The organism is Streptomyces sp. NPDC030820 (genome assembly GCF_055572075.1).
The window spans coordinates 367,298-393,592 of sequence record NZ_JBVIEB010000008.1; the positions used below are offsets into that span (position 1 = coordinate 367,298).

The 26,295-nt window shown below is 71.5% G+C and carries 23 protein-coding genes and 1 pseudogene; 8 read left to right on the top strand and 16 right to left on the bottom strand.

Going from position 1 to position 26,295, the window contains the following annotated elements:
* Positions 1-86: 86 nt before the first annotated feature.
* The gene (locus tag ACZ418_RS24090; RefSeq protein ID WP_468366296.1) at positions 87-2,873 is read right to left on the bottom strand and encodes a penicillin acylase family protein; all 2,787 of its coding nucleotides are present in this window, start codon (positions 2,871-2,873) and stop codon (positions 87-89) included.
* A 220-nt stretch (positions 2,874-3,093) separates the two neighbouring features.
* Here ACZ418_RS24090 and ACZ418_RS24095 point away from each other — a divergent pair, with 220 nt between their 5' ends.
* The 3 genes from ACZ418_RS24095 (at position 3,094) to ACZ418_RS24105 (ending at position 5,739) form a co-directional block, all read left to right on the top strand.
* The gene (locus ACZ418_RS24095; RefSeq protein WP_468366298.1) at positions 3,094-3,696 is read left to right on the top strand and encodes a hypothetical protein; all 603 of its coding nucleotides are present in this window, start codon (positions 3,094-3,096) and stop codon (positions 3,694-3,696) included.
* Positions 3,697-3,809: 113 nt separating this feature from the next.
* Positions 3,810-4,538: a 3-keto-5-aminohexanoate cleavage protein gene (locus ACZ418_RS24100; protein ID WP_468366301.1), complete on the top strand. Its 729-nt coding sequence runs from the start codon at positions 3,810-3,812 to the stop codon at positions 4,536-4,538.
* A gap of 133 nt (positions 4,539-4,671) precedes the next feature.
* A complete protein-coding gene (locus ACZ418_RS24105; protein ID WP_468366304.1) occupies positions 4,672-5,739 on the top strand; it encodes an RNA ligase (ATP) in 1,068 nt (355 codons plus the stop codon).
* Between the two features lie 36 nt (positions 5,740-5,775).
* Here ACZ418_RS24105 and soxR read toward each other — a convergent pair whose 3' ends face one another.
* Positions 5,776-6,234: a redox-sensitive transcriptional activator SoxR gene (gene soxR / locus ACZ418_RS24110; RefSeq protein WP_468366307.1), complete on the bottom strand. Its 459-nt coding sequence runs from the start codon at positions 6,232-6,234 to the stop codon at positions 5,776-5,778.
* Positions 6,235-6,365: 131 nt separating this feature from the next.
* Between soxR and ACZ418_RS24115 the strand changes: the two genes are divergently transcribed.
* The gene (locus ACZ418_RS24115) at positions 6,366-6,827 is read left to right on the top strand and encodes a MaoC family dehydratase (protein WP_468366309.1); all 462 of its coding nucleotides are present in this window, start codon (positions 6,366-6,368) and stop codon (positions 6,825-6,827) included.
* A 13-nt stretch (positions 6,828-6,840) separates the two neighbouring features.
* Here the strand turns inward: ACZ418_RS24115 and ACZ418_RS24120 are convergent, their stop codons facing one another.
* The 3 genes from ACZ418_RS24120 to ACZ418_RS24130 all read right to left on the bottom strand — a co-directional run bounded on the left by ACZ418_RS24120 (position 6,841) and on the right by ACZ418_RS24130 (position 9,060).
* On the bottom strand, positions 6,841-7,464 hold the full coding sequence (locus ACZ418_RS24120; RefSeq protein ID WP_468366311.1) for a TetR/AcrR family transcriptional regulator: 624 nt from the start codon (positions 7,462-7,464) through the stop codon (positions 6,841-6,843).
* A gap of 73 nt (positions 7,465-7,537) precedes the next feature.
* A complete protein-coding gene (locus ACZ418_RS24125; RefSeq protein WP_388626491.1) occupies positions 7,538-7,825 on the bottom strand; it encodes a YiaA/YiaB family inner membrane protein in 288 nt (95 codons plus the stop codon).
* A gap of 83 nt (positions 7,826-7,908) precedes the next feature.
* Positions 7,909-9,060, bottom strand: a complete 1,152-nt coding sequence (locus tag ACZ418_RS24130; protein ID WP_468366313.1) for an acyl-CoA dehydrogenase family protein — start codon at positions 9,058-9,060, stop codon at positions 7,909-7,911.
* Positions 9,061-9,162: 102 nt separating this feature from the next.
* Here ACZ418_RS24130 and ACZ418_RS24135 point away from each other — a divergent pair, with 102 nt between their 5' ends.
* The 3 genes and pseudogenes from ACZ418_RS24135 to ACZ418_RS24145 all read left to right on the top strand — a co-directional run bounded on the left by ACZ418_RS24135 (position 9,163) and on the right by ACZ418_RS24145 (position 11,506).
* Positions 9,163-9,822, top strand: a complete 660-nt coding sequence (locus tag ACZ418_RS24135) for a TetR/AcrR family transcriptional regulator (RefSeq protein WP_468366316.1) — start codon at positions 9,163-9,165, stop codon at positions 9,820-9,822.
* Positions 9,823-9,863: 41 nt separating this feature from the next.
* On the top strand, positions 9,864-10,577 hold the full coding sequence (locus tag ACZ418_RS24140) for a winged helix-turn-helix domain-containing protein (protein WP_468366318.1): 714 nt from the start codon (positions 9,864-9,866) through the stop codon (positions 10,575-10,577).
* 182 nt (positions 10,578-10,759) lie between these two features.
* Positions 10,760-11,506: pseudogene (locus ACZ418_RS24145) on the top strand (DMT family transporter).
* Between the two features lie 3 nt (positions 11,507-11,509).
* Here the strand turns inward: ACZ418_RS24145 and ACZ418_RS24150 are convergent.
* The 11 genes from ACZ418_RS24150 to ACZ418_RS24200 all read right to left on the bottom strand — a co-directional run bounded on the left by ACZ418_RS24150 (position 11,510) and on the right by ACZ418_RS24200 (position 24,775).
* Complete coding sequence (locus ACZ418_RS24150; RefSeq protein ID WP_468366321.1) at positions 11,510-12,592, bottom strand: Zn-dependent alcohol dehydrogenase; 1,083 nt, start codon at positions 12,590-12,592, stop codon at positions 11,510-11,512.
* 15 nt (positions 12,593-12,607) lie between these two features.
* Positions 12,608-13,996: an aldehyde dehydrogenase family protein gene (locus ACZ418_RS24155; protein ID WP_468366323.1), complete on the bottom strand. Its 1,389-nt coding sequence runs from the start codon at positions 13,994-13,996 to the stop codon at positions 12,608-12,610.
* A 125-nt stretch (positions 13,997-14,121) separates the two neighbouring features.
* A complete protein-coding gene (locus tag ACZ418_RS24160) occupies positions 14,122-15,462 on the bottom strand; it encodes an ABC transporter ATP-binding protein (RefSeq protein ID WP_468366325.1) in 1,341 nt (446 codons plus the stop codon).
* 138 nt (positions 15,463-15,600) lie between these two features.
* Complete coding sequence (locus tag ACZ418_RS24165) at positions 15,601-16,272, bottom strand: class F sortase (protein ID WP_468366327.1); 672 nt, start codon at positions 16,270-16,272, stop codon at positions 15,601-15,603.
* On the bottom strand, positions 16,259-16,927 hold the full coding sequence (locus ACZ418_RS24170) for a hypothetical protein (protein WP_468366330.1): 669 nt from the start codon (positions 16,925-16,927) through the stop codon (positions 16,259-16,261). Before ACZ418_RS24170 ends, ACZ418_RS24165 begins: the two co-directional genes overlap by 14 nt.
* A gap of 101 nt (positions 16,928-17,028) precedes the next feature.
* Positions 17,029-18,264 (bottom strand): MFS transporter, encoded by a 1,236-nt coding sequence (locus tag ACZ418_RS24175; protein ID WP_468366331.1) that lies wholly within the window; start codon positions 18,262-18,264, stop codon positions 17,029-17,031.
* Between the two features lie 21 nt (positions 18,265-18,285).
* A complete protein-coding gene (locus ACZ418_RS24180) occupies positions 18,286-19,686 on the bottom strand; it encodes a CitMHS family transporter (RefSeq protein ID WP_468366334.1) in 1,401 nt (466 codons plus the stop codon).
* Positions 19,687-19,812: 126 nt separating this feature from the next.
* Positions 19,813-22,044 (bottom strand): molybdopterin oxidoreductase family protein, encoded by a 2,232-nt coding sequence (locus ACZ418_RS24185; RefSeq protein ID WP_468366336.1) that lies wholly within the window; start codon positions 22,042-22,044, stop codon positions 19,813-19,815.
* Between the two features lie 116 nt (positions 22,045-22,160).
* Positions 22,161-22,814, bottom strand: a complete 654-nt coding sequence (locus tag ACZ418_RS24190; protein WP_468366339.1) for a TetR/AcrR family transcriptional regulator — start codon at positions 22,812-22,814, stop codon at positions 22,161-22,163.
* Between the two features lie 64 nt (positions 22,815-22,878).
* Positions 22,879-23,436 (bottom strand): hypothetical protein, encoded by a 558-nt coding sequence (locus tag ACZ418_RS24195; protein WP_468366342.1) that lies wholly within the window; start codon positions 23,434-23,436, stop codon positions 22,879-22,881.
* A 133-nt stretch (positions 23,437-23,569) separates the two neighbouring features.
* Positions 23,570-24,775, bottom strand: a complete 1,206-nt coding sequence (locus ACZ418_RS24200) for a PP2C family protein-serine/threonine phosphatase (protein WP_468366344.1) — start codon at positions 24,773-24,775, stop codon at positions 23,570-23,572.
* A 151-nt stretch (positions 24,776-24,926) separates the two neighbouring features.
* On the opposite strand from ACZ418_RS24200, the gene hmgA reads away from it, so the two are divergent.
* Positions 24,927-26,273: a homogentisate 1,2-dioxygenase gene (gene hmgA, locus ACZ418_RS24205; protein WP_468366346.1), complete on the top strand. Its 1,347-nt coding sequence runs from the start codon at positions 24,927-24,929 to the stop codon at positions 26,271-26,273.
* The last annotated feature ends 22 nt before the right edge of the window (positions 26,274-26,295 follow it).

Below are 26,295 nucleotides of genomic sequence, written 5' to 3' on the forward strand. Positions count from 1 at the left end.
GGCGGCCCACCGGCGTTGACCAACAGCCGTTTGCCAACGGCCGTGTGCCAACAGCCGTTCGCCAACGCCGGTTTGCCGCCACTTGGTCACCGGTGCGACGTGTACTCCACCACCTGCTGGAACGTCGGCCGGTTCTGCCAGCTGATCTTGCCGTGTTTGATGCCGCCCAGGGTGCGCTGGACGATCGAGTCGGCGCACCACTGGTCGCCGGCCGAGCACTGGTCGTCGCCCGGGTAGACCTGGGCGGCGGTCTTCCCGGCCGCCTGGTCGAGGGTGCTGATCAGGGCGTCCCGGCAGGCGCTGAGGCTGCCACCGCCGCAGTACTTCTCGGCGAGCCCGCCCTGCACGTTCTCCCCCAGCACCGCCCGGATGTCCTTGTCGACATAGCTCCACCAGCCGTACTGGAAGGAGCTTCCGGCGTGCGAACCGGTCGGGCCGTGGCCGGCGGACGGGACCTCGTCGATCGGCAGGTCGTTGCTGAAGGCCGTGTACAGGTCACTGCCGAGGCCCGGTTCGAACTCCGCCTTCACCAGCAGCGGCCACCAGGCGTCCAGGATGCGGATCGCGTCGGCGTCGGCGTAGGCCTTCGAACCGGCGGACGTCTCCGTGCGCCTGGCACCCGCGTCCACCCATGCCTGCAGCTTGCTCACCGCCGCGGCGGCCGTGGAGTCGGTCACCGTCGAGGAGTTGATCACCTTGAGCAGCTTCGGCAGCACGTCCTCGGCCCGCAGGTCGGCGAGGGCCGCGTCCGCCATGGCCTGCACCAGCTTGGTACGGGTCACCCCGCCGGCCGCGACCAGCTTCTTCACCCGGTCCTGGAGCAGGTTGCCGCGGTGCACGGAGCCGTCACCCCAGGACGCGGTCGTGTAGTCCTTGGCCTGCTTGTTGTTCCAGGAGATGTAGTAGTCCTGGTCGATGGAGTTGGGGTGGGCGGAGGCCGGGGTGTAGTCGGCGGTGTTGGTGGCCGGGTCCCACTTCTGCCACTCGTACGCCGGCTGCGCCCAGACCGGGAACTCGGCGTCGACGCCGGCCGCCCGGACCGGGTTGTCGCCGCTGTTGTAGTACGCGGTGTGCCGGGAGTCGGCGTAGAACCAGTTGAAGGTGTAGTTGATGTGCTGGGCCGCGCTCTGGAAGTCCTGCGGGCTCTTGACGTAATCGGGGTCGTTCAGCATCTGGAAGCCGATGATCGAGTCGGCCTCGTGCAGATACGAGGAGCGCAGCGTGGTGTAGGCGACCTTCTTGCCGCCGACCGTCGCGCGGTACTCCACCGGGCCGTACTTCGTCCGCCACACCCGCATGGTGTACGACCCCGCCGGCGTGCTGTCGGCCATGGTCGGCGACCAGGAGTTCTTCTGCTCGACCTCGTCCATGGCCGTACAGGTGCCGTGGTACAGGTAGTGGTAGTCGTCCTGGCACAGTTCGACGGCGTAGGTGTCGATGATGTCCTGGCCGGAGGTGGTCGCGCTCCAGGAGTAGTCCTGGCCGCGGCCGAGTTCGACGTACATGCTCAGGCCCGCGAAGGAGGCGCCGCGGGCGCTGATGCCCGGGCCCTGGATCTCCTGGAGCATGAGCAGCTGCGGGGCGAAGTAGCCGGTCTGCGGTCCGAAGACGGCGATCGGATGGCCACTGGCGGTGTACTTGCCGCTGACCACGAGCGCGTTGGACATCCCGCGCCTGGCGGAACCGAGCGTGGTCCTGGCGGCGGTGGCCGAGGTGCTCTTGGCGGCCGAGGTGGCCGCGCTGCCCGTACGGTCGTAGACCAGCGGTTCCTGGGTGACCGAGCCGGCCTCGGGGAGGGCCTCGCCCTTGGCGTCGGCGGGCTTGCCGCCGTACGGGAAGCTCGTGCCGTCATGAACGGTCAGGGCGGCTTCGGGGTCGTTGCGCTCGCGGAAGGACTCCCAGACCTTGGTGCCCTCCTCCACGCCGTACTTCTGCTGGGCGGCGAGCAGCGAGAGGGCGTTGTCGACCTCGCCACCGCCACCGGCGCCGAACAGCGAGCCGATCACGGAGGCCAGTGCCACGAGGTCGGTGACCTTGAAGTGCTCGATGGTGCCGGCGTTGGTGATCGGGTCCTTGTGGCCGGTCAGGTCGTACTCACCGGGGAAGTAGCGCCCGCTGTCGGAGGCGTCGATGTAGGCGTTGACGCCGTCGAGATAGGCCTTGACGTCGGCGAGGGCCTGCTGACCACGGGCGCCGTTCTTCGCGACGGCGTTGTCGATCTGCGCCTGGAGATCGGCCTCGGTGTAGGGCGCGTTGCGGTAGAACTCCTGCTCCAGACCCTGGTTGGCGGCCGCCCCGCCGGCGAAGGAGGTCAGCCGGCCGCGGCCGACGTGCCGGAAGACGTCCATCAGCCACAGCCGGTCCTCGGCCGCCGCATAGCCGGCGCCGTACTCGGTGCCGTACCGGGTGGTGCCGGTGATGTGGGGCACACCGGTCTTCTTGTCCCGGACGATCGTCACGTCGCCGCGTCCGCTCGGCTTCTCGGTGGAGGCGACCTGGTCGGACGGGACGCCGAAGGAGGCGTCGTTGAAGAAGTTGTTGATCGTGGTGTCGGTCAGTCCCGAGTGGCCGGTCGCCAGGTTCGCGTACGGGCCGAGCTGGTCCTCGGCGTGCGAGGGCTGGGTGCCGAAGGCCTGGTTGAGCAGGATCTGGGCGAGCGTGGCGTTGCCGTTCTCGCCGGGCGGCAGGATGTCCGAGCACTGGCCGCCGCAGTAGTCGTTCGAGGCGGTGGCGGTCGCGGCGGCCGCGCTCTGGGTGAGGGGGGAGAGAAGTCCGGCGACGAGAACGCATATCGACGCCGTCTTCAGGAACCCGGAGAAGCGGCGGGACGTTCTCAGTCTGTCAAGGGTGGTACGTGGGGTTCGCCGTGGCATGGCAGCTCCTAGCGACAGGGGTGGCCGAAGGTTACCGCCGGTATCCCCAGCTTTAAAGATGAACATGCGTCAGTTTCCGGAGTACGCAAGCAGAACGCATGAGAAGACCACGAGAAGAGATGGAGCCGAATCGCCTGTCGATACGTCTATTCGGCGACGTCCGTGCGACGACGCCGAAGTGACCGAAGTACAGGTGCAGGTGTGACGGAGGTGCAGGGCGATGGCCGGTTTCCGGAGTCTGGCGAGACAGGTACGCGATCCGGGCTGCGATCTGGCACTGCGGCGCTACTCACTGCGCAAGTGCCTTGAGAAATTCGCCCCTTACGGGCATCGGGCGACCTGGGACCATCTGTGTTCCCGGGCGGGCTTCGGCCCCGAGGACCGCTCCCCCGACCCGGCGCGGCTCGTGGCCGCACTGGAGGAGCTGGAGGAGGCGCGGTCCGTCTGGCTCGCCTATGAGACCGACTTCACCGAGCGGCGCAGGAAGGAGAAGCACGACGGGCTGCGCCGGCCGGGCAGCGTGGACGACTGGCACCGGCTGACCTGGGGAGGGTTCGGGGTCGCCTGGTGCGACGACCCGCGGATCCACCCCGACGAGCCGCTGGCCGAGGTGCTGCGCCGGCTGATCGCCGCCCTGGAGCGGGAACCGGGCTCGGGGTGCCCGGTGTGCGGCGGGCACCGCCTGGTCTGGCGCTACGGCCTGGACCACGAGCCGTCGTCCGGCCCGGTCTGCACGGACTGCGGCATCCTGGTGCCGCGTCCGGTACTGACGCCGCAGGCGCTGGAGTTCGCGAGGCGGGGACACCTGCTGATGTCGGCCTGAGCAGTGCTGTACCAACGGGGGGCATGTCCGGGGGGTGCGTTGGGGGATGCCGCGCCCCCTGCTGTGCGGTGACCGGGGGGGCGTTGTCGGTGGTGACTGGCACCATCAACAGCATGGTGCAGGTGTGTCTCAATGGCAGCCGTTCGGCCGCCGACGGCGCGGGATTGCCGATGTCGCCCGAGGACATGGCCCGTTCCGCGGCACAGGCCGTGGCGGTCGGGGCCACCTCGGTCCATGTTCACCCGAAGACGCCGTGCGGACACGACAGCCTCTCGCCGCGCGTCATCGCTCCGGCCCTGGAGGCGATACGGGCGCGGGTGTCGGTGCCGGTCGGGGTGACGACCGGTGCCTGGGCCGAGCCCGACCCGGCAGCGAGGCTCGCCCGGGTGCGCAGCTGGTCGGTGCTGCCCGACTTCGCCTCGGTCAACTGGCATGAGCCGGGCGCCGAAGCGGTCGCCGAAGAGCTGCTGGCCATGGGTGTGGGCGTAGAGGCGGGCATCTGGTCCGGCACCGACGGCGCGGCCCGGTTCGCGGCCTCGCCCCTCGGCCCCCGGGTGCTGCGCGTGCTCGCGGAGGTGACCGATCCGGACCCCGCGACCGCGGAGGCCTCGGCGCGGGCCCTGCTGACCGAGCTGGGCATCGCCCACGACCGGCCGGTGCTTCTGCACGGCGAGGAGGGCGGCACCTGGCCGGTGCTGCGGCTGGCCGGACGCCTGGGCCTGGCCACCCGGATCGGTCTTGAGGACACGCTGTTCCTGCCGGACGGCGTACGGGCGACAGGGAACGCTCAACTGGTCGCGGAGGGACTGGTCCAGTACGGATCGTTCCAGCGCTCGTCGTAGGGCAGGCCGACGAGCGCGGCGGCGAGGCCGGCCGAAGGGGCCGACGCTATCAGCCGTAAATCGGCTCGCTCCACCCGATTCCCGTCCGGACAGTGGAGCCGATGAAACCGAACCGATGAACACGGGGAGTCCCATGTCCACGCTGCGGGTCACCGCCGAAGTGCTGACCGTCCACGAGCATCCGAACGCCGACGCGCTGGAGCTGGCCCAGGTGGGTCTGTACCGGGCCGTCGTCGCCAAGGGCGCGTACCGCACCGGTGAGGCCGCCGTCTACATTCCCGAGCAGTCCGTGCTCCCGCCCGGGCTGATCGAGGAGCTGGGGCTGACCGGACGGCTGGCGGGCGGCGAGGCCAACCGGGTCAAGGCTGTGCGGCTGCGCGGCGAGCTGTCGCAGGGCATCGTGTGCCGGCCCAAGGCGCTGGGGGACGTCGACCTGGCGCGGGCGGCGGCCGAGGGCACGGACTTCGCGGAGCGGCTGGGCATCACCAAGTGGGTGCCGGCGATCCCGCCGACCATGAGCGGCGAGGTGGAGTCCGCTCCCGACCTGCTGCCGTGGGTCGACATCGAGAACATCCAGCGTTACCCGGACATCTTCCCCCCGGGCGAGCCGGTCGTCCTGACGGAGAAGCTGCACGGCTCGGCCTGTCTGCTGACGTACGTCGCCGACGAGGGCCGGGTGTTCGTGTCCTCCAAGGGCTTCGGCGCCAAGTCGCTGGCCCTCAAGGAGGATCCGCGGAACCTGTACTGGCGGGCGATCCGGGGTCACGGCGTCGCCGAGGCGGCGGCCCGGCTGGCCGAGCGGCTCGGGGCGCGCCGGGTCGGCATCTTCGGGGAGGTGTACGGCGCGGGGGTGCAGGACCTGTCGTACGGCGCGGACGGACGCCGGGACACGCTGGGGTACGCGGCGTTCGACGTCTCGGCGGACGTGGACGGCACCGTGCGCTGGCTGGACGCGGCGGAGTCGCTGGAGGGGGAACTGCCGGTGGTGCCCCGGCTGTACGCGGGGCCGTACGACATCGAGCGGGTGCTGGAGTTCGCGAGCGGACGGGAGACGGTGTCCGGGCGGGGGCTGCATCTGCGGGAGGGCGTGGTGATACGGCCCGCCGTGGAGCGGTACAGCGCGGTGACCGGGGGTCGGGCGATCGCGAAGGCGGTGAGCCCGGCGTATCTGACGCGTAAGGGCGGCACCGAGTACGAGTGAGGTGACGGCGCTGCAGTTCCCCGGCAGCCGGGGCGCTCAGCGCCCCTCCGCCAACAGCCGCGACCCCGTCAGCCGCTCGCCGAACACGTCGTCCGGGTTGGACAGGACGCAGTTCTCCAGGGACAGGCAACCGCAGCCGATGCAGTCCGTCAGGTGATCGCGCAAACGGTTCAGCTGCTTGATGCGTTCGTCGAGCTCCGACCGCCACTTCTCCGACAGCCGCGCCCAGTCCTCCCGGGTCGGGGTCCGCTCCTCGGGGAGCTCGGCCAGGGCGTCCCGGATCGTGGACAGCGGGATGCCGACCCGCTGCGCGGCCCGTACGAAGGCGACCCGGCGCAGGGTGTCGCGGCTGTACCGGCGCTGGTTGCCGGGCGTGCGGCGGCTGCTGATCAGGCCCTTGGACTCGTAGAAGTGCAGCGCGGAGACGGCGGCGCCGCTGCGCGCGGACAACTGGCCGACGGTCAGCTCGTGGATCTTCTCGGGGATCTGGGGCACCCCTCAGAGCCTAGTCGCCCGACGCCGGTCGCGATCCGTTGACAGGCGCCCCTCACCCGACCAAACTAAGCAGTTGCTTAGAGGCGAGCGCGAGACAGACGCGATCGAGACGCGAGCGAGAGGCCGGGAACATGGCAGAACCGAGGACCTTCACCTCCCCCGACGAGCTGAAGGCGGCCGTGGGCGAGCAGCTGGGGTACACCGACTGGCTGGAGGTCGACCAGAAGCGCATCGACCTGTTCGCCGAGGCCACCGGCGACCACCAGTGGATCCATGTGGACCCGGAGAAGGCCGCCGCGGGCCCCTTCGGGACGACCATCGCCCACGGCTATCTCACGCTCTCCCTGCTCCCCCTCTTCGGCCCGCAGCTGATCCGGGTCGAGGGCGTGAAGATGGGCGTGAACTACGGCACGAACAAGGTCCGCTTCCCCTCCCCCGTCCCCGTCGGCTCCCGGCTGCGCGCCACCGCGACGATCACCGGCGTCGAGGACGTCACCGGCGGCGTCCAGGTGACGGTCGCCTTCACCGTGGAGCGCGAGGGCGGCGACAAGCCGGTGTGCGTCGCGGAGTCGGTGTCCCGGTACTACCTGTGACCCGGCGGGCGCCCTACTTGGCGCCCACCATCCGGAGCACGAGGTCGGCGTAGAGCGCGCCGACCTCGTCGGGGGTGAACGGGCCGTCCACGTTGAACCAGCGGGCCACGTCGATGCACAGCGACAGCACGGCGAGCGTGGTCCCCTTGACGTCGAGCACGTCGAACTCGCCCGAGGTCACGCCGTCCTCGATGATCCCGCGCACCTCGGCGTCGACCTGGTGGCGCAGCGCGACGATCTCGGCGCGGGCCTCGGGGCCCAGGGCATCGAGTTCGTACTGCACGACCCGGGCGGTGGTGCGCCGCCCCGCGTGCCAGCGGACGAAGGAGCCGACCGCGTCGGCCAGCCGCTCGGTCGCGGTGCCCTCCCGCCGCGCGGCCGTGCGCAGGATGTCGAGGGCCTTGTCGTGACCGATGCGGCTGATCCGGTGGAGCAGCTCTTCCTTGGTCTTGTAGTGGATGTAGAGCGCGGCCGGGCTCATGCCGGCGCGACCCGCGATGTCCCGGGTGGTCGTCGCGTGGTACCCGCGCTCCGCGAAGGCCTCCACGGCAGCGACGAGCAGCCGTCGGGCCGCGTCCGGGGTGACCTCTTCCCACGGCTCCACTTCGCCGCCGGTCGTCTCCTCCGCCGTACTCATCGCTCGCTCGCCCCTCTCGGTGACAGGAGCACCACCATACCGCCGACGGTGAGCGAGCGCTTAGCGCGCCTGCTCAGATCTTCTCGAAGGGGTCGTGCTCGGCGAGGAGTTTCTCCAGGCGCGCCTGGTCGACCCGGCTGACGATCTGCCCGGCCTCCTGGCGGTCCCGGATCACCTTGGCGAGGGTGAAGGCGGAGGTGACGAGGTAGAGGACAGCGATGGCGAGGAAGGCCCGGACCCAGGCGCTGGTGTCCAGCTGGTAGATGCCGACGGCCGTGGCCGCCATGGCGATGGAGAAGGAGGCGACGGCCTGACCGTAGAAGGCGGCCGTGCTCTGCTGCTTGACCGGTGTGTCACTCATGGGAGAAGCATCGGCGGACGTGGCCCGCGCCACATCCGCAGAAGTACTCAGACGCGTACTCAGAGCGCGCATCCTGGACGTGCTCAGAACGCCGAAACCCCCGTCACGGAACGGCCGATGAGCAGCTTCTGGATCTGGCTGGTGCCCTCGTAGAGGGTCATCACGCGGGCGTCGCGCAGGAGTTTGCCGGCCGGGTACTCGTCGATGTAGCCGTAACCGCCGAAGACCTGCAGGGCGTTGTTGGCGGCGCGGACGGCGGCCTCGGAGGCGAACAGCTTGGCCTTGGAGGACTCGACGGCGAACGGCTGCCCGCGGTCGATCAGATCGGCGACCCGCCAGGTGAGCAGCCGGGCGGCGTCCACGTCGACGGCGATGTCGCTGATCAGTTCCTGCACCAGCTGGTGGTGGGCGATCGGCCTGCCGAACTGCTCGCGCTCACCGGCGTACCGCACGGCCGCGTCCAGTGCGGCCTGGGCGATGCCGACGCAGCCCGCGGCGACCGACATCCGCCCCTTGGCGAGCGCCGACATGGCGACGGAGAAGCCCTTGCCCTCCTCCCCGAGCATCGCCGACGCGGGCACCCGCACATCCTGAAGGACCAGCTCGGCGGTGGCCTGCCCGCGCAGGCCGAGCTTGCCGTGGATGGTGCGACGGGTGAGGCCCGGGGTGTCGGTGGGCACCAGGAAGGCGGAGACGCCCTTGTGGCCGGGGGCGTCGGTGGAGCGGGCGAAGAGCAGGACCACATCGGCCCAGGTGCCGTTGGTGATGAACATCTTCGTGCCGTTGATGACGTAGTCGTCGCCGTCGCGTACGGCGCGGGTGGTGAGGTTGCCCGCGTCGGAGCCGGTGCCGGGCTCGGTGAGGCCGAAGCAGGCGACGTACTCGCCCGCGGTCAGCCCCGGCAGCCAGCGCCGCTTCTGCTCCTCGTCGCCCCAGGCGGCGATCGTCTTGGCGACGAGCCCGAGGGACACGGACACGATCCCGCGCACGGAGGAGTCGCCGCGCCCCAGCTCCTCCGTGACCAGGCAGTATGCGAGGTGGTCGCCGCCGGAGCCACCGTACTGCTCGTCGATGGTCAGCCCCAGGAAGCCGACCTCGCCGAGCTTCTTCACCATCCCCCGGTCGACCTCCTCGGCCCGGTCCCAGGCGACGACGTGCGGGGCGATCTCGCGCTCCACGAAGTCCCGGGCGAGCTGCCGTACGGCGGCCTGCTCCTCGCTCAACTCCAGGTTCACCACGTGATCACCCCAGACAGAAAGGATCCATCGACGGATCTTGAAAGCCGTACATTTAAATTAGCACTGCTAGTTTCCGGTCGCAGCCCTACTATGTGCGCCATGGCCCGACCGCGCAAGCCCCTCCTCAGCACCGACCGGATCGTCGAGACGGCCCGGGAACTCGTGGACCGGGAGGGCCTGGCGGCCGTCTCCACCCGCCGGCTCGCCGCTGAGCTGGGGGTGAGCGGGCCCTCGCTCTACAACCACTTCCGCACCAAGGACGAGATCCTGGAGGCGGTCGCCGACTCGGTGAGCGGTCTGGTGGACCTGTCGATGTTCGAGGGCGGCCGGGACTGGCGCACCGCGCTGCACGACTGGGCCGTCTCCTACCGGGCCGCCCTGCGCGAGCACCCGAACATCGTCCCGGTGCTGGCCAGGGGTCCGGGGCGCCGTCCGGCCGCACTGCGACTGGCCGACGCCGTGTACGGCGCCATGGTCGACGCGGGCTGGCCGCCGGCCCAGGCGACCTCCATCGGCGCGCTGATGCGGTACTTCATCATGGGCTCCGCGCTCGGTTCGTTCGCCGGGGGCTTCGTGGACGACGCGAGCGCGTACGACCCCGCCGACTATCCCCACCTCGGCCAGGCCCATCTGCTCGCCGAGCAGCAGGAGAAGATCGACGAGCGGGCCTTCGAGACCGGCCTGACGGCACTGCTGGACGGGCTGGCGCAGCAGTACGAGCAGGTACGGCAGGGGGCGCAGCAGGGGGTGCAGCGATAATTCGGTGAGCGCCGAAGTGTCCGTGCCCCATGCTGGGCGGTATGACCGCCAAGGATCCGCAGGCCGCCGGCCTGGCCGCGCTCGCCTCTCTGATCGCCGACGAGACCCGGGCCGCATGTCTGCTGGCGCTGCTCGACGGGCGGGCCTGGACGGCCGGTGAGCTGGCCCGGCGCGCGGGGGTCGCCGCGTCGACGCTCAGCGAGCACCTGGGCAAGCTCGTGGCCGGGGGCCTGCTCGCGGAGGAACGGCAGGGGCGCCACCGGTATGTGCGACTGGCCGACGCGCGGGCGGCGGCGCTCGTCGAGGATCTCGCCGCGCACGTGCCTCCGGCGGCTGTACGACGGTCTCCGCGCACCCTGCGCGAGTCCAGTGCCGGTTCGGCCATGGCCCGGGGGCGTACCTGTTACGACCATCTCGCGGGGCGGCTCGGGATCGCGGTCACGGATGCGCTGACCCTACGGGGGTTGCTGCGGCAGGACACCGGGTTCGCGCTCACGGACGCGGGCGTGGAGTGGTTCCGTGCGGCGGGGATCACTCTGGAGGTCTCGGGTCGGCGTCCGCTGGCCCGTGCGTGCCTGGACTGGACCGAGCGGCGGCCTCATCTCGCGGGGGCGGCGGGGGCCGCGCTGTGCCGGCATGCGCTGGATGCGGGGTGGTGTGTGCGGATCGGGTCGGAGCGGGCGGTGAAGGTGACTCCGTCGGGGGAGCGGGAGTTGGCGTCCTTGCTGGGTATCTCACGGGAAGAGCTGTGCTGAGTGCGGCTACCGGGGTGGGGAGTTCGGTCATCTGCCGGGTGCGGGTCTGTAGTGGTTGCTCGCGCCCACGCGGCGGTAGCCGCCTATCACATACAGCCTCGCGCCCCTTACGGGGCACCGCGGGCGCCCTGTCCGATATCCGCCAGCCACGACACAGTCGCCCACCTGACCTCGGGAGCATGATGAACGCCGTCCCACGCCACCGCCTGCTGCCCGCCGGCGCAGCCGTCGTCACCGTCGTGCTCTGGACGTCGGCCTTCGTGGCGATCCGGAGTGCGGGGCAGGAGTACTCCCCCGGCGCGCTGGCCCTGGGGCGGCTGGCGTCGGGGGCCGTGGCTCGGGGAAGGCGACATCGCGGACTCCCCCAAGGGTGTCATCGGAAGGCGCATTGAGCGGGTCTCGGACCCGCTTCGTCCACATGGTCGTCCTGAACTGGCGAGGTCCGCGTGGCCCGGTCCCGAGCACATCTCGGGACCGCCGCCGTGGCGTACGCCTCCGGTGTCGTCGCGCAGAAGCCGGCCCTGGGGCACGCGAGCGCCCTGCAGGTTACGACGTTCGGGTGTCTGGTCGGGGCGGTGGCGTGTCTGCCGTTCGCCGGGCAGTTGGTGCACGAGGTGGCCCACGCGCCCGCGTCGGCGACCCTGAACATGGTCTACCTGGGCGTCTTCCCGACCGCCCTCGCCTTCACCACCTGGGCCTACGCCCTGGCCCGCACGACCGCCAGCCGGATGGGCGTGACGACGTACGCCGTGCCCGCGCTGGTGGTGCTGATGTCGTGGCTGGTGCTCGGCGAGGTCCCGGGCCTGCTCACGCTGGGCGGCGGTGTGCTGTGTCTCGCGGGCGTGGCGGTGTCGCGGTCCCGGGCCCGTGGTGGCCGGACCGTCCGGGTCGCGGCCGGTGAGGAGCCGCGACCCGAGAAGGTCACCTGACCCTCAGAACACGACCAGCGCGCGGCCGCCCTTGCCCGCGAGCATGTTCTCGAAGGCGGCCGGGATGCCTTCGAGGGCGATCCGTTCCGTGACGAGTGCGGAGAGGTCCAGGCGGCCTTCCCGTACGTGCTCGGCGAGCACCGGCACATCGCGGGCGGGGTCGGTGTTGCCGTAGACGCAGCCGGACAGGGTGCGGCCCCAGTGGAAGAGCTCCAGGGCGTTGAAGGTGACCTCCTGGTCCTTGCCGCCGATGCCGACGACCGTCGTACGGCCGCCCCGGCGGGTGGAGTCCCAGGCAGCGCGGATCGACACCGCGCGGCCCACGCACTCCACCGAGACGTCCACGCCCTGTTTGCCGGTGAGGGCGCGGATCTCCCGGGGAGTGTTCTCGGAGGCGAGGACGTAGTCGGTGGCACCGGCCGCGCGGGCCAGTTCCTCCTTCTGCGGGGAGACGTCGACGGCGATGATCCGGGACGCGCCCGCGATGCGGGCCGACTGGAGGGTGGCGAGGCCGACTCCGCCCGCGCCGAACACGGCGACCGTCTCGCCCGGCCGGACCTTCGCCGAGTGGTGGACGGCGCCGTAGCCGGTGAGGACGGCGCAGCCGAGGAGGGCGGCGTCCACCAGCGGCACGCCCGCCGGGAGGGGCAGTACGCAGGACGCGGAGACGACGGTCTCCTCGGCGAACGCGGCCACGTTGAGGCCGGGGTGGAGGTCGGTGCCGTCGGTGGTGCGGGCGTAGACGTCGGCGGCGCCGTTCAGGGCGTTGGCGCACAGCCAGACCTCGCCGAGCGTGCAGGCGTGGCAACTTCCGCAGGCCGGCGCCCAGTTGAGGACGACGGGGTCGCCCGCGGCGACATGGGTGACACCCTCACCCACGGCCACGACCGTGCCCGCGCCCTCGTGGCCGAGGACGGCCGGGACCGGGACGCGCATGGTGCCGTTGGACAGGGACAGGTCGGAGTGGCAGACGCCGGCGGCGGCGAGGCGGACCCTGACCTGTCCGGGGCCCGGGTCGGGCAGGTCGATGCCGGTGATCTCCAGGGGTGCGCCGACAGCGGGCAGGACGGCGGCTCGTACGGCCATGGCTCGCGTACTTCCTTAGAACTGGAGGGACTTGGTCTGGAGGTACTCGGTGAGTCCGTGCGCGCCGAGTTCGCGGCCGACTCCGGACTGCTTGTAGCCGCCGAACGGGGCCAGGGGGTTGAACCGGCCGCCGTTGATGTCCACCTGGCCGGTGTCCATGCGCCGGGCGAAGGCCACCGCCTCGGCCTCGTCGCCGGCCCAGACAGCGCCGGCGAGGCCGTAGACCGTGCCGTTGGCGATGCGCAGGGCGTCCTCCTCGTCGTCGTACTTCAGAATCGACAGGACCGGGCCGAAGATCTCCTCCTGGGCGATGGTCATCTCCGGGGTCACGTCCGCGAAGACCGTGGGGCTGATGAAGTAGCCCTTCTCCTGCGGGGATTCGGGGCCGCCCGCGACCAGGCGGGCGCCCTCGGCGATGCCCTTCTCGATGTAGCCGCGCACCCTCGCCTGCTGCTTGGCGTTGACGACCGGGCCGATGCGCTCGCCGTACTTGGCGGCGGCCGCGGCGGCCAGCCCGACCGCCTCCTCGTACCGGTCGCGGTGGACCAGCATGCGAGTCCAGGCACTGCACGTCTGGCCGGAGTTGGACATCACGTTGGCGACGCCGACGTTCACCGCCTTGGCGAGGTCGGCGCTCGGCAGGATGACGTTGGCGGACTTGCCGCCGAGTTCCAGGGCCACCTTCTTGACGGCCGCGCCCGCCACCGCGCCGATCCGCCTGCCGACCGCCGTGGAGCCCGTGAAGGAGACGAGGTCCACGTCCGGGTGCTCGGCCAGGGCCTGCCCGGCGACCGGGCCCAGGCCGGTGACCAGGTTGAACACACCGGCCGGCACGCCCGCCTCGTGGACGGCCTCGGCGAACAGCTGGGCGGTGAGCGGGGAATCCTCGGCGGGCTTGAGAACCACCGTGCAGCCCGCGGCGAGCGCCGGGGCGACCTTGGCGACGATCTGGTGCAGGGGGTAGTTCCAGGGGGTGATCGCGGCGACCACGCCGATCGGCTCGTGCAGGACCGTGGAGTTGCCGACCTTCTCCTCGAAGGGGTGGGTGGCGGCCAGCTCGGCGTAGGAGCCGGCGACCGCGATCGGCACGGCCGCGTGCACGGCCTGGGAGAACTGCAGCGGGGCGCCCAGTTCGGCGGTGACCGTCTCGGCGATCTCGTCCTTCCGGGCCACGAGGACGTCACGGAGGGCGGTGAGGCGCGCGGCGCGCTCGGCCGGGGGCGTGGCGGCCCAGGCGGGCAGGGCGGCGCGGGCCGCGCGTACGGCGGTGTCGACGTCCAGGGCGCCGCCCGCCGGGACCCTGGCGATGACCTCCTCGTCGGCCGGGTTCACGACCTCGATGACATCCGTGCTCTCGGCGGGGCGCCAGGCGCCGTCGATGTACAGGCCGTCGTGTGCCTTCATGCTGCTTCCTCCCGGCGGGTCTGCGTCGTCCGGCACACAAACTAGCGACGTTAGTTTTTTGGCGCCAGCCGTACCCGGACATCATCGCCGGGCCGGGCGGTACGCACTCGTCCGGGTGCCGGTGCTCACTCGTCCAGGTCGGGCAGCCGGTCGGGGGACGGGCAGATGCGGTCGCCCTGCTGGTCGAAGACGAAGAGATGGGCGAGGTCGACGAGGAGCGGGACCTGCATGCCGTGCTGCAGCCGGAGGTCCGGGGTGGTGCGCACCACCAGGTCGCCGGGGAGCCGGCCCTCCGGGGGCGCGGGCTCGGGCCCGCCCTCTCCCCCGTGTTCGAGCACGACCACCGGCCCGGCGCGCCGCGCACCGGCCCGTTCCCGCAGCCGGTCCAGCGCGGAGGGGCCTTCCCTGCGCCGCCGTCGCGTCGGCCGGGCGGCGGGGCGGGGGGCCTCCAGTTCGGGTACGACGGCCGGCCGGGAGCCGGTGTCGAAGTGGACGAGGATCTCGTGCCCCTGGAACTCCACGTGCTCCACCAGCCCGGTGATCGCCACCTCCCCCGGCCGGGCGGAACTGTGCTTGGCGATGCGCACCGCCTCCGACCGCAGTCCCACGATCACCTCCCGGCCCTGCTGCACGCGCAGCAACTGGTGGTCCAGGGAGAGCGGTTCGGGCAGCCGCAGGGCCTGCTTGCCCAGGCTGATGGTCATGGCGCCGTCCAGCGGGGCGCGGACCAGGCCGCGCAGCAGGTTGATGCGCGGGGTGCCGATGAAGGCGGCGGTGAAGACGTTGCGGGGCAGGGCGTAGACCTGGCGCGGGGTGCCGACCTGCTGCAGCACGCCTCCGCGCAGCACGGCGACCCGGTCGCCGAGGGACATCGCCTCGGCCTGGTCATGGGTGACGTACACCGTGGTGACGCCCAACTCGCGGGTGAGCTGGGATATCTCGGCGCGCAGATGGTTGCGCAGCTTGGCGTCGAGGTTGGACAGCGGCTCGTCCATCAGGAAGGCGGAGGGGTGGCGGGCGATCGCCCGGCCCATGGCCACGCGCTGCCGTTCCCCGCCGGAGAGCTGGCTCGGGAAGCGGTCGAGCAGGTCGTCGATGCCCAGCATGCGGGCGGTCGCGGAGACGCGCGGGGTCGGGTCGGCGCCGGGGTCCTCGATGCGCAGCGGGAAGCCGATGTTGTCGCGGCTGGTCATGTTCGGGTAGAGGGCGAAGTTCTGGAAGACCATGGCCATGCCCCGCTCGGAGGGCTGCCACTGGTTGGCGTACTCCCCGTCGAGGAGCAGCTCGCCCTCGTCGATGTCCTCCAGTCCGGCGATCATCCGCAGCACGGTGGACTTGCCGCAGCCGGACGGGCCGAGCAGGACCAGGAACTCGCCGGGCGCGATGTCCAGCGAGAGCCCGTCGACCACGCGCGGGCCGCGTGTGTAGGACTTGCTCACGTCGTGCAGTTCGATGGCGCGTGTCATGCCTGCCGCCCCCGGGAGCTGTCCGGAGCGCCGCTGCTCCGTGGTCCGAAGACCCCGCGCGGGTCGAACGGGGCCTGTGGGTCACGGAAGTTAACGGAATGTGCCCGGCCGGGGGAAGACATCGGGCGGCCCGGCGCGTCACTTGGTCGCGGTCAGGTGGGCGAACACCACCACGTTGCTGGTGTAGCCCGTCCGCCGGGTGTAGAAGCCGCCGCAGGTGAGCACGCGGAGTTCGGGGCGCCGGGTCCGGCCGTAGACCTCCTGGTCCGGAAACCCCGACTTGTCGAAGACCTTCACCCGGTCCACGCTGTAGACGGCGGTACGGCCGTCGGCGCGCCTGACCTCGATGGGTTTGCCGGGTTTGACAAGGGCGAGCGCGGCGAAGACCGCGGGGCCGGTCCTGGTGTCGCGGTGGCCGACGGCGATCGCGGTGCCGGACTCGCCCGGTGTGGGGCCGCCCTCGTACCATCCGACCAGCTTGGGCTTGTCGAGCGGCGGCGTCTCCAACTGCCGTTTCCCGTTCAGCCGGACGGCCGCGACCGGGGCGTCGATGCCCAGCGAGGTGATGCGGAAGGACGTCGGCCGGGACCGGGGCAGCGGACGGGGCGGGGGCGTGGGGCGCCCGTCGGCGCTGGAGGAGCCCGGTCCGGCGGCCGCCACCCCGTCCGGGCCGCCGGCCTGGTCGGCCCCGCCGTGTCCCCCGCACCGGCTCCCGGCCGTCACCAGGACGGTCACCAGCAGGGCCGTCCTGGTGAGGCGGTAGGCGCGGGTCCGGTACCAGGGCCTGCGTCTGCGCCTACGCGGCGCCATGGGGCCGCCGGCGGTTCCGCCGGAAGTACACGGCGCCACCGACCGCGGTCAGGCCCACGACGCCCGCGGCGGCCACCGGTGAGTACGCCGCGGCCGTGTCGATCAGGCCGCCGCCGCCCGCGTGCACGCCGCCCCTCGGGTCGTCGTGGTCGCCGCCCCGGCCCCATGCGCCGTCGTCCCGGTGGTCGTCCGAGATCTGACCACCTGGTTCGTGTCTCTCCTCGTGTCTCCTGCCGCGGCAGTTGACGCGGAAGATCTTCTCCTTGGTGGCGCCGGACACGATCCAGGTGAGCGTGTACTGCCCGTCGGCCAGCCCGATCGTCTCCGTGTGACCGGCTCCCCCGCCGAGTTGGATGGTGCCGGTGGTCGTGGCCGCGGTGGGCAACGGGGGCTTCGGCGTGATGGTGTAGGCGATGGTGGGCAGAGCGTCGAAGTTGATGGCGTCCAGATAGAACTTGCACACCACCGGGGCGTCCGTCGCGCTGTCGGCGTTCGTCGGGCCCGCGGGATGGATCCTGATGTCGCCGTTCTCGCCGCCCTGGGCCGCCGCAGTCGGTGCCGCCACCCACGACACAACCGCCGCGGCGAGGGCGGTGAGGACAACAGTGGCGCCCGCACGGGAGCCGAAGGCACGTGGTGAGGTCAGGGTGGGCATGCACATTCCTCCACTGTCAGACGATTTTCATACAAATCGATCTTTCGTCTGGACTGTGCTTGATGTGCAGCGAGTCTGACGAACCGACACCCGGCGCGTCGTCAGAGATCGCTCGTGCGGCGCAATGTCGAGCGCGAAGGCCCCTGACGCGCGGTCCGGCCCAGGCCCTCCGGCTTCTCCGGTGACCGCAACGCCACCCCGGAGGACAGCAACAGCAACGCCCCCAGCATGACGAACGGCGCCGCGACCCCCGCCAGGCCCGCGACCAGGCCCGCTGCGGCCGGCGCGGCCACCTGGCCGAGCCGGTTGCCGGTCAGGCGCAGCGCCAGCGCCGTGGAGCGGGCCTCCCCCGGGGCCGCCTGCACCACCGTCGTCATCGACAGCGGCTGGCCCACTCCCAGGCAGAAGCCCAGGAGCGTGAGCATCAGCCCGAGCACCCACACCGGCACCGGCACCGCGACTCCCGCGCAGAGCACCGCCGCCAGGAAGCAGGTCAGTGTGAGCAGCGCGGGGCGGCCGAGCAGCCGGAGCAGCGGGGTGAGGGCCAGGCGGCAGGCGATCGTGGCGCCCGCGCGCAGGCTGAGCAGGACGCCGATCACCGAGGGGGCGATGGCCCGGTGTTCGCCGACCACCGGGAGATACGCGGTGAGGATGTCCGTCGCGGACAGGACGGAGAGGCTGATCAGCATGCCCGCGGGCACACCCCGGGCGCGCAGGATGCGGCCCACCGGTACGCGGTCGCCTTGCCGCGCACCGGACTTGGCGGCCGTACGGTCCTCGATGCGCCACAGCGAGGTGAAGGCGACCGCCGCGCCCGCGCCCGCCACGACCAGGGCGAGCGCGCTGCTGTGCGCCATGTCGGGGCCGCCGATCAGGGCGCCTGCGGCGATGGGGCCGATGAGCTGGCCGAGGGAGGCGCCGATGGTGAAGTGCCCGAAGTTGCGGTCCTGTTCGTGCGGCGCGGACTGGCGGGCGACGAGCGACTGGGCGCCGATGACGAAGCAGAGGTGGCCGAGGCCCATCACCCCGCTCCACAGGGCCATCGCCCAGAGGTACCCGGCCAGTCCGCTCAGCACGCAGCCGCCCGAGATCAGGACCACGCCCACCGGCAGCAGAGGTGCGCAGCGGCCGTGGTCGGTGCGCCGGCCGAGCGGTACGGCGGCGAAGAGCGGCAACAGGGCGTAGACGCCCGCGATGACACCGACCGCCCGCTCGTCGGCGCCGAGCGCGAGAGCCCGGTAGGAGACGGCGGGCCGGGCCATCGACACCGCCCCCTGCGCGAAGCCGAAGGCGAGGACGAGGCGGAGCAGCCAGCCGCGGCTCCCACCGGGCGCCATGGAAAGTCCCTCCCTGGAGAGTCAGATGATGCCGAAGAGGATTCCTGCCCCGAGCACCACCAGGGATGTCAGGGCGGCCCACTTGACCACGAACCGGGTGTGGTCGCCGAACTCCACCTTGGCCATGCCGACCAGGACGTAGACGGCGGGGACGAGCGGACTGGACATGTGCAGGGGCTGGCCGATGATCGAGGCACGGGCGATCTCCAGGGAGGAGACGCCGTGCGCGTGGCCCGCCTCGGCGAGCACCGGCAGGATGCCGAAGTAGAAGCCGTCGTTGGACATGAAGTACGTCAGCGGGATGCTCAGCACACCGGTGACGAGGGCCATGTGCGGGCCCATGCCGGCGGGGATGTTGCCGACCAGCCACTTGGCCATGTGGTCGACCATGCCGGTGCCCTGGAGGACGCCGGTGAAGACGGCGGCGGCGAAGACCATGCCGGAGACGTTCAGGACGTTCTCGGCGTGGGCGGCGATCCGGGCCTTCTGTTCGGGCATGTGCGGGAAGTTGACGGTCAGGGCGAGCGCCGCGCCGAGCAGGAACAGCACCGGGATCGGCAGCCACTCCATGATCACGGCGGTGAGCAGGGCGACCGTGAGCAGCGCGTTGAACCAGTACAGCTTGGGACGCAGGGTGGGACGGTGCGGGTCGAGGCCCTGGAAGCCCTCGTCGCCGTCCGGCCCCTCGGGGAGACCGCGGCCCGGACCGCCTGTGCCCGTTGTGGACCGGCCGACGGATCCGGCGCCCACGAGCACGGTCTCCTTCGCCGTGGCGGGCTCCTCCACCAGCACCTCGTCCAGCGTGAGCACGCCGAGCCGCCTGCGCTCGCGGCGGCCGAGGACGTAGGCGAGGGAGAACACGAACAGCAGGCCGACGCCCAGCGCCGGGATCATCGGCACGAAGATGTCGCTCGCGTCGACCTTCAGCGCGGTCGCGGCACGGGCGGTCGGGCCGCCCCACGGCAGCGTGTTCATCACGCCGTTGGCCATGGCGGCCACGCCGGTCATCACGACCAGGGACATCTTCAGGCGCTTGTACAGCGGGTACATCGCCGAGACGGTGATCATGAAGGTGGTGGAGCCGTCGCCGTCCAGGGAGACGATCGCGGCGAGGACGGCCGTACCGACGACGATGCGCAGCGGGTCGGCCCTGCAGAACCTGAGGATGCCCCGCACGACCGGGTCGAAGAGGCCGACGTCGATCATCACACCGAAGTAGACGATCGCGAACATGAGCATCGCCGCGGTGGGGGCGAGGCCGGTGACGCCGTCGATGACGTAGTCGCCGAGCTCGGCGCCCTTGCCGACGGCCACACAGAAGAGCGCGGGAATCAGCACGAGCGCCGCGATCGGCGACATCTTCTTCAGCATGATCAGGACCAGGAAGGTCGCGATCATGGCGAAGCCGAGAATGGTCAGCATATGAGTGGATACCTAACGTTCGCCCTTGAACATCCCACCTGGGGGTCGGCGGTGCGATGACGTCAGGTCCCGTCGGCTGCCGTCAACAAGATGTCGACGTGTGAGCAATAAGCGCGAAAGTCCAGGTCACAGGCTTGCGGCGAGCTGGACGGGGACGCCGTTGAGGACCGCGTTGCCGGAGAGCGGGTCGAGCAGGCTGCCGTCGAGGAGCTGGTTGACGTTGACTCCGGGCGCGGTGGCGGCGTGGCCGAGGCGGGTGCCGGGGCGGTTGTGGCCCCAGCCGTGCGGCAGGCTCACCACCCCGGGCCGTACCGCGTCGGTGACCTCGGCCGGGGCCACCACCTCTCCCCCGGCGCCCTTCACGCGTACGTCCGCCCCGTCCCGGACGCCGAGGCGGGCCGCGTCCTCGGGGTGGATGTGCAGGGTGCAGCGGTTGGAGCCGCCGGTGAGGGCGGGCACGTTGTGCATCCAGCTGTTGTTGGAGCGGAGGTGGCGGCGGCCGACGAGCACGAGGCCTTCGGGGCGCTCGCGCAGGGCCTGGTGAAGCCGCGGCAGGTCGGCGGCGATCGGCTCGGGCAGCAGCTCCACCTTGCCGCTGCGGGTCTTCAGCGGCTGCGGCAGGCGCGGGCGCAGCGGGCCGAGGTCGATGCCGTGCGGGTGGGCGAGCAGCCTGTCCAGGGTCAGCCCGTCGGGCCGTGCGCCGAAGCCGTCGCCGTACGGGCCGAGGCGCAGCATCAGGTCGAGCCGCCGCTCGGGGCCGGTCTCGCCGGTGAGTTCGGCGGCGAGTTCCTCGGGGTCGCGGCCGTACACCGGCGAGTGCTTCTCCTGTACGGCCTTGCCGAGGGTCTGGTCGATGACCAGGGCGTCGACGGCGGCCGGGTCGGCGCCGTGCATGCCGGTGGCCGCGAGGATCAGCCGGGCGAGGATCTCGCTCTCGGCCATGCGGCCGGGCTCCAGCGGGACGGCCGGGCGGGAGTAGCGGACCTGGTTGCGCACGGCGAGGGTGTTGAAGGCGAAGTCGTGGTGCGGGCTCTGCGAGGGCGGCGGCGGGGGCAGCACGACGTCGGCGTGACGCGAGGTCTCGTTCAGGTACGGGTCGACGCTGACCATGAAGTCCAGCGAGTCCAGGGCCTTGTCGAGGCGGTCGCCGTCGGGCGCGGACAGCACCGGGTTGGCGGCCACGACGATCAGGGCTCGGATCGGTTCGCCTTGGTCGGTGGCGGTGTCGATCTCCTCGGCGAGCGCGGACAGCGGCAACTCGCCCTTGGCCTCGGGGAGTTGCCGTACCCGGGAGTGCCAGCGGCCGAGCGTGAAGCCGCGGCCCGGGCCGGCCGGGCGGGGCGTCCGGTCCGTGGCGGCCTGCGGGAAGAGGGCGCCGCCGGGCCGGTCCAGGTTGCCGGTGAGGATGTTGAGGACGTCCACCAGCCAGCTGGCCAGGGTGCCGTGCGGGACGGTGCAGCTGCCGATGCGGGCGTAGACGGCGGCGGTGGGGGCGGCGGCGAGTTCGCGGGCGAGGGTGCGGATGGTCGGGGCGTCGATGTCACAGGCCTCGGCCACGGCTTCCGGGGTGAAGTCGCCCACGGCTTCCCGGAGTTCGTCGAAACCCTGGACGTGCGGGGCGAGGTGGGCGAGGTCGGCCAGGTCCTCCGCGAAGAGGGTGTACGCCATCGCCGCGAGCAGCAGGGCGTCGGTGCCGGGGCGGATCGCCAGGTGCCGGTCGGCGAGCTTCGCGGTGCGGGTGCGGCGCGGGTCCACCACGGTGAGGTGTCCGCCGCGGGCCTTGAGCGCCTTGAGCTTGCCGGGGAAGTCGGGGGCGGTGCACAGACTGCCGTTGGACTCCAGCGGGTTGGCGCCGATGAGCAGCAGATGGTCGGTGCGGTCAAGATCCGGGACGGGGATGGCGTTCGCGTCGCCGAAGAGCAGCCCGCTGGAGACGTGCTTGGGCATCTGGTCGACCGTGGAGGCGGTGAACAGGCTGCGGGTGCGCAGGCCGGCGAGGAGGACCTGCGGGTACAGGGCGCCGGCCACGGTGTGCACGTTGGGGTTGCCGAGGACCACGCCGACGGAGTCCGGGCCGTGACCCTCCACGACGGGGCGGAGCCCTGCGGCGACCGCGTCGAAGGCCTCCTCCCAGGTGGCCTCGCGCAGTTCGCCGTCCCTGCGGACCAGCGGGGTGCGCAGCCGGTCGGGGTCGGAGTCGACGGCCCCGAAGGAGGCGCCCTTGGGGCAGATGAACCCCTTGCTGAAGACGTCCTCGCGGTCACCGCGGGCGCTGGTGACACGGGTGCCCTCGATGGTGAGGGTCAGCCCGCAGGTGGCCTCGCACAGGGGGCATATTCGCAGGGCGGTGCGGGGCACGGGTCCTCCCGGGGGTCGGCGGCGGTGCCGGGTGAGCGCGGCACGACTCGGGGCGAGCATACCGACCGGTATGCACGTTGGGGAGGTCTCTTCACGTGAACGATGGCCGGGGAATGTCAGTCGAGCACACGCGCCAGATAGGCCCGCAGCAGCTCCCGGGTCTCGTTGATGATGGCCTCGTCGCCGTCCGGGTCGGTCCGGAAGGCCAGCTGGACGAGGGTGTCCGCGCTCTCCACGGCGACCAGGAAGACCCGGCGCAGGTCGTCGTCGGGGGTGCGGCCGAGGTAGCCGGAGAGCAGGTCGGTGAGGCGGTCGGCGACGCGGGTGTTGGGCCCGGCGTGGCGGGCGCCGACCGGTATCTGGTTGCCGAAGTCGACCAGGGAGAAGCCGGGCGCGGTGCGCTTCATGGTCAGGTACTCGTCCAGGACCGCGTCCATCGCGGCCCGCCAGTCTCCCCGACGCTCGGCTGCGCTCGCGCGGGAGGCACCCCCGCCGCCCGCCTCCCTCAGCCGCTCGGTGACCCGCTCGGTGTACCGCTCCAGGTTGCGCTGGGCGAGGGCGTCGGCCATCTGCCGCTTGTTGCCGAAGAAGCGGTAGACGGAGCCGATGGGCACACCGGCGCGCAGGGCGACCGCGCGGGTGCTCAGGGCGTCGTAGCCGACCTCGTCGAGGAGTTCGGCGCAGGCGTCGAGGATCCTGGTCAGCCGTTCGGCACTGCGCCGCTGGACGGGCGCGCGGCGGAGCGTTGTCGCGTGGGGCACGGACTTCATGATGCCTCTCCGCCGGGGCCGGGTGAACCTCGCCTTCCAGTACGGAGAAGAGTGGCCGGTGCACTCATTGCCCGGCGACCGGGGTCGCCGTGCCGGTCGAGGGCCGGGCCGGCGCCGTCTCCGCGTCCGACACCGTTATGTCGGCGGTGCTCTGCACCGGCTTGCCGTGCACGGCCCACACGGTGCCGTCGTCGGCGTACAGGCGGGCGGTGACGTGGTGCGTGCCGTGCGGGACGAGACCGTCGGGCAGGTGGTACGCGCGGGAGCGCAGCCGGGCGATCCGGTGGCTGTCCACGAAGAGGTACACGAGCCCGCGCCCGGGAACCGCCCTGGACCCGGCGCCGGGTGCGGAACAGCGGAAGTGGTGGAACGTCAGCCCGACGTCCCAGCCCCCGCCGGAGTCCGGGGTCACCTCGACACCGACCTCCGGCGCGTTCTTCTTGTCGACCTCGCGCAGATGCCGGCCGGTCTCGTCGGTGTCGTCCAGGACCTTGCCGACCGGCGAGGTCGAGACCGTGCCGCCGTGGGTGTGCCCGGTCGTGCAGGCCGCCGTGCCGAGCGGCAGCAGGACGGCCGCCGCGAGCGCGGCGAGCGTCCTGCGGGTCCACGACGTCCTCGGCATGCCCCGGAGAGTAGAACAACCCTCCGGTCCCCCGAATCCGCCTCAAGTCTGGTTCTGTCCGCTCCGCGAGGTCCCCCTGAGGGAGTACACGCGGCCGGGTCCGAACGCACTCACGACCAGCGTCGAGGCGGAGTCACTGCGGGTGCCATGCGAAGAGCAGGATGCTCGCGTCGTCCCGCAGTTGGTTGCGCTGGTGGTCGAGGAGGGCGTGGATGAGCAACCGCAGCACCTCCGCCGGGCGTTGCCCGGCGGCGGAGGAGCGGATGATGAAGTCGGTGAACCGGTCGAGGCCGAACTCCACCCCGTTCGCGTCGCGTGCCTCCACGACCCCGTCGGTGTAGAGCAGGACGTGGTCGCCCGGTTCCAGTGTCGTCTCGTGGACCTTCCGGGCTGCCGGAGCGAGTTCGCCGGCCAGGCCGAGCGGGGGCTGCGGGGGGCTGTCCAGCGCGCCGTGGACCACCCGCTCGGAACGGATCAGCAGTGGCGGAGGGTGACCGCAGTTGACCCAGCGCAGCACCCCGGTGACGGCATCGAGCCGGCACAGCACCCCGGTGCAGAAGTGGTCGGGCAGCCACCGGGCGAGCGCCTGGTCGACGGAACCGACGACGTCGGACAGGTCGCCACCACCACGGCGGGTGTTCCGCGCCGCCGCCATGGCGACCGACGTGGTCAGGCCGGAGGCCAGATCGTGGCCCATCGAATCGAGGATCATGGTGTGCAGCACGTTCTTGACCACCGAGTGGTCGAAGGCGTCGCCGGCGATGTCGTAGGCCGGTTCCAGGACCGCCGTCGAGACACACCTCCTGCTGCCGATGGTGCGGGGTGGCAGGAAAGCCCGCACCATCTCGGCGGGCAATCCCATGGTCGCGGTGCGGATGCGGGCGGCGAGCCAGTCGCTGTAGGCACGCTTGGAGGTGACCAGCATGGCGAACAGATGGGCGAGCATCCTGCCGCGGCGCATGGGCACCTCGTCGGGCGAGGCGGTCCGCACCGCCAGCACGCCCAGCCGCTCCGCGCCGTCGACCAGGGGAATCCAGATGATCACGCCGTCGTCGGTGTCGGCCACCCGCGGGGAGATGGTGCGGTACGCCCAGCCGGCCGACGAGTCGGCCACCGACAATGGCTCCAGGGCCTCGTCCAGCGGGATGAGCAGCCGTTGTTGCAGGTCGACGAGGTAGATCAGCGCGCTGTCCAGGCCGAGAGCCGAAGCACACCGGTGCGCCAGGGCGGTCAGTTCGACCGGCAGGGACGTCTGCGCCTCGACGATCAGCTCTTCCAGCCGGCCCTCGTCGACGGCGGCGGCGTCGGAGCCGGCGGACGCGTGCGGTGGGTCCGACACGGAATCACCCCTTCCGCGCCCAGTCTCACACCGATCCCGACCCCTCTCACGTCCGGCGGAGTTACGGCGTCCCTCTTGCGGCCACCCCCCACCTATTCCTACGGTGATACATAGGAATAAGAAGTGCGATCAGGAGCGCAAGGGAGCGATCATGAGCGATGGGGGTACCTCCCGCGCGAGCGTGTTCGAGCGTGGGGGAGCACGGAAGGCCGCCGCGGAACTGTCGTATCTGACCGGATTCGGCAACGAACACGCCTCGGAGGCCGTACCGGGCGCACTGCCCGAGGGCCGGAACTCACCGCAGCGGGCCCCGCTCGGGTTGTACGCGGAGCAGCTGAGCGGCACGGCGTTCACCGAGCCGCGGGCGCACAACCGCCGCTCCTGGCTCTACCGCATCCGCCCCTCGGCCGCGCACCCGGCGTTCACCCGCACCGACAACGGCGCGATCCGCACGGCCCCCTTCACCGAGACCGTGCCCGACCCCAACCGGCTGCGCTGGAACCCGCTGCCCGAGCCGCCGGTCGGCACCGACTTCCTCGCCGGCCTGTGGACGCTCGGCGGCAACGGCGACGCCACCCAGCGCACCGGCATGGCCGTGCACCTGTACCACGCCAACACCTCGATGGAGCGCGTCTTCTCCGACGCCGACGGCGAGCTGCTGATCGTGCCGGAGCACGGCGGACTGCTCCTGCACACCGAGTTCGGCCGGCTCGCTGTGGAACCGGCACATGTGGCGCTGATTCCCCGTGGGGTGCGCTTCCGTGTGGAGCTGATGGACGAGTCGGCCCGCGGTTATGTGTGCGAGAACTACGGCGCGCCGTTCCAGCTGCCCGACCTCGGCCCGATCGGCGCCAACGGCCTCGCCCACGCCCGGGACTTCCGGGCACCGGTGGCGGCGTACGAGGACGTGGCCGGCCCGGTGGAGGTGGTGAACAAGTTCTGCGGCAACCTGTGGACGGCCACCTACGACCACTCCCCGCTCGATGTGGTCGCCTGGCACGGCAACCATGTGCCGTACGTCTATGACCTGCGCCGTTTCAATGTGATCGGTACCATCTCCTACGACCACCCGGACCCTTCCATCTTCACGGTCCTGACGTCCCCGTCGGACACCCCGGGCCTGGCTGGCGTCGACTTCGTGGTGTTCGCCCCGCGCTGGCTGGTGGGCGAGGACACCTTCCGGCCGCCGTATTTCCACCGGAACGTGATGAGCGAGTACATGGGCCTGATCGAGGGCGCCTACGACGCCAAGGCGGAGGGCTTCGTGCCCGGCGGCGGCTCGCTGCACAACATGATGTCGGCGCACGGTCCGGACCGGGAGACCTTCGACAAGGCCAGCGCCGCCGAGCTGAAGCCGCAGAAGATCGACGACGGACTGGCGTTCATGTTCGAGACGCGCTGGCCGGTGACCCTCACCCCGCACGCGGCCGGCGCGGACCACCTCCAGCAGCGCTACGACGACGTGTGGCAGGGGCTCCAGCGCCATTTCCGCGCATGACGCCTCTGTTGCGCCTGACGTT

Coding starts and splice junctions, on each gene's coding strand:
- ACZ418_RS24090 (WP_468366296.1), bottom strand. CDS start 2,873: ATGCCACGGCGAACCCCACGTACCACCCTTGACAGACTGAGAACGTCC.
- ACZ418_RS24095 (WP_468366298.1), top strand. CDS start 3,094: ATGGCCGGTTTCCGGAGTCTGGCGAGACAGGTACGCGATCCGGGCTGC.
- ACZ418_RS24100 (WP_468366301.1), top strand. CDS start 3,810: ATGGTGCAGGTGTGTCTCAATGGCAGCCGTTCGGCCGCCGACGGCGCG.
- ACZ418_RS24105 (WP_468366304.1), top strand. CDS start 4,672: ATGTCCACGCTGCGGGTCACCGCCGAAGTGCTGACCGTCCACGAGCAT.
- ACZ418_RS24115 (WP_468366309.1), top strand. CDS start 6,366: ATGGCAGAACCGAGGACCTTCACCTCCCCCGACGAGCTGAAGGCGGCC.
- ACZ418_RS24120 (WP_468366311.1), bottom strand. CDS start 7,464: ATGAGTACGGCGGAGGAGACGACCGGCGGCGAAGTGGAGCCGTGGGAA.
- ACZ418_RS24125 (WP_388626491.1), bottom strand. CDS start 7,825: ATGAGTGACACACCGGTCAAGCAGCAGAGCACGGCCGCCTTCTACGGT.
- ACZ418_RS24135 (WP_468366316.1), top strand. CDS start 9,163: ATGGCCCGACCGCGCAAGCCCCTCCTCAGCACCGACCGGATCGTCGAG.
- ACZ418_RS24140 (WP_468366318.1), top strand. CDS start 9,864: ATGACCGCCAAGGATCCGCAGGCCGCCGGCCTGGCCGCGCTCGCCTCT.
- ACZ418_RS24150 (WP_468366321.1), bottom strand. CDS start 12,592: ATGGCCGTACGAGCCGCCGTCCTGCCCGCTGTCGGCGCACCCCTGGAG.
- ACZ418_RS24155 (WP_468366323.1), bottom strand. CDS start 13,996: ATGAAGGCACACGACGGCCTGTACATCGACGGCGCCTGGCGCCCCGCC.
- ACZ418_RS24160 (WP_468366325.1), bottom strand. CDS start 15,462: ATGACACGCGCCATCGAACTGCACGACGTGAGCAAGTCCTACACACGC.
- ACZ418_RS24165 (WP_468366327.1), bottom strand. CDS start 16,272: ATGGCGCCGCGTAGGCGCAGACGCAGGCCCTGGTACCGGACCCGCGCC.
- ACZ418_RS24170 (WP_468366330.1), bottom strand. CDS start 16,927: ATGCCCACCCTGACCTCACCACGTGCCTTCGGCTCCCGTGCGGGCGCC.
- ACZ418_RS24175 (WP_468366331.1), bottom strand. CDS start 18,264: ATGGCGCCCGGTGGGAGCCGCGGCTGGCTGCTCCGCCTCGTCCTCGCC.
- ACZ418_RS24180 (WP_468366334.1), bottom strand. CDS start 19,686: ATGCTGACCATTCTCGGCTTCGCCATGATCGCGACCTTCCTGGTCCTG.
- ACZ418_RS24190 (WP_468366339.1), bottom strand. CDS start 22,814: ATGAAGTCCGTGCCCCACGCGACAACGCTCCGCCGCGCGCCCGTCCAG.
- ACZ418_RS24195 (WP_468366342.1), bottom strand. CDS start 23,436: ATGCCGAGGACGTCGTGGACCCGCAGGACGCTCGCCGCGCTCGCGGCG.
- hmgA (WP_468366346.1), top strand. CDS start 24,927: ATGAGCGATGGGGGTACCTCCCGCGCGAGCGTGTTCGAGCGTGGGGGA.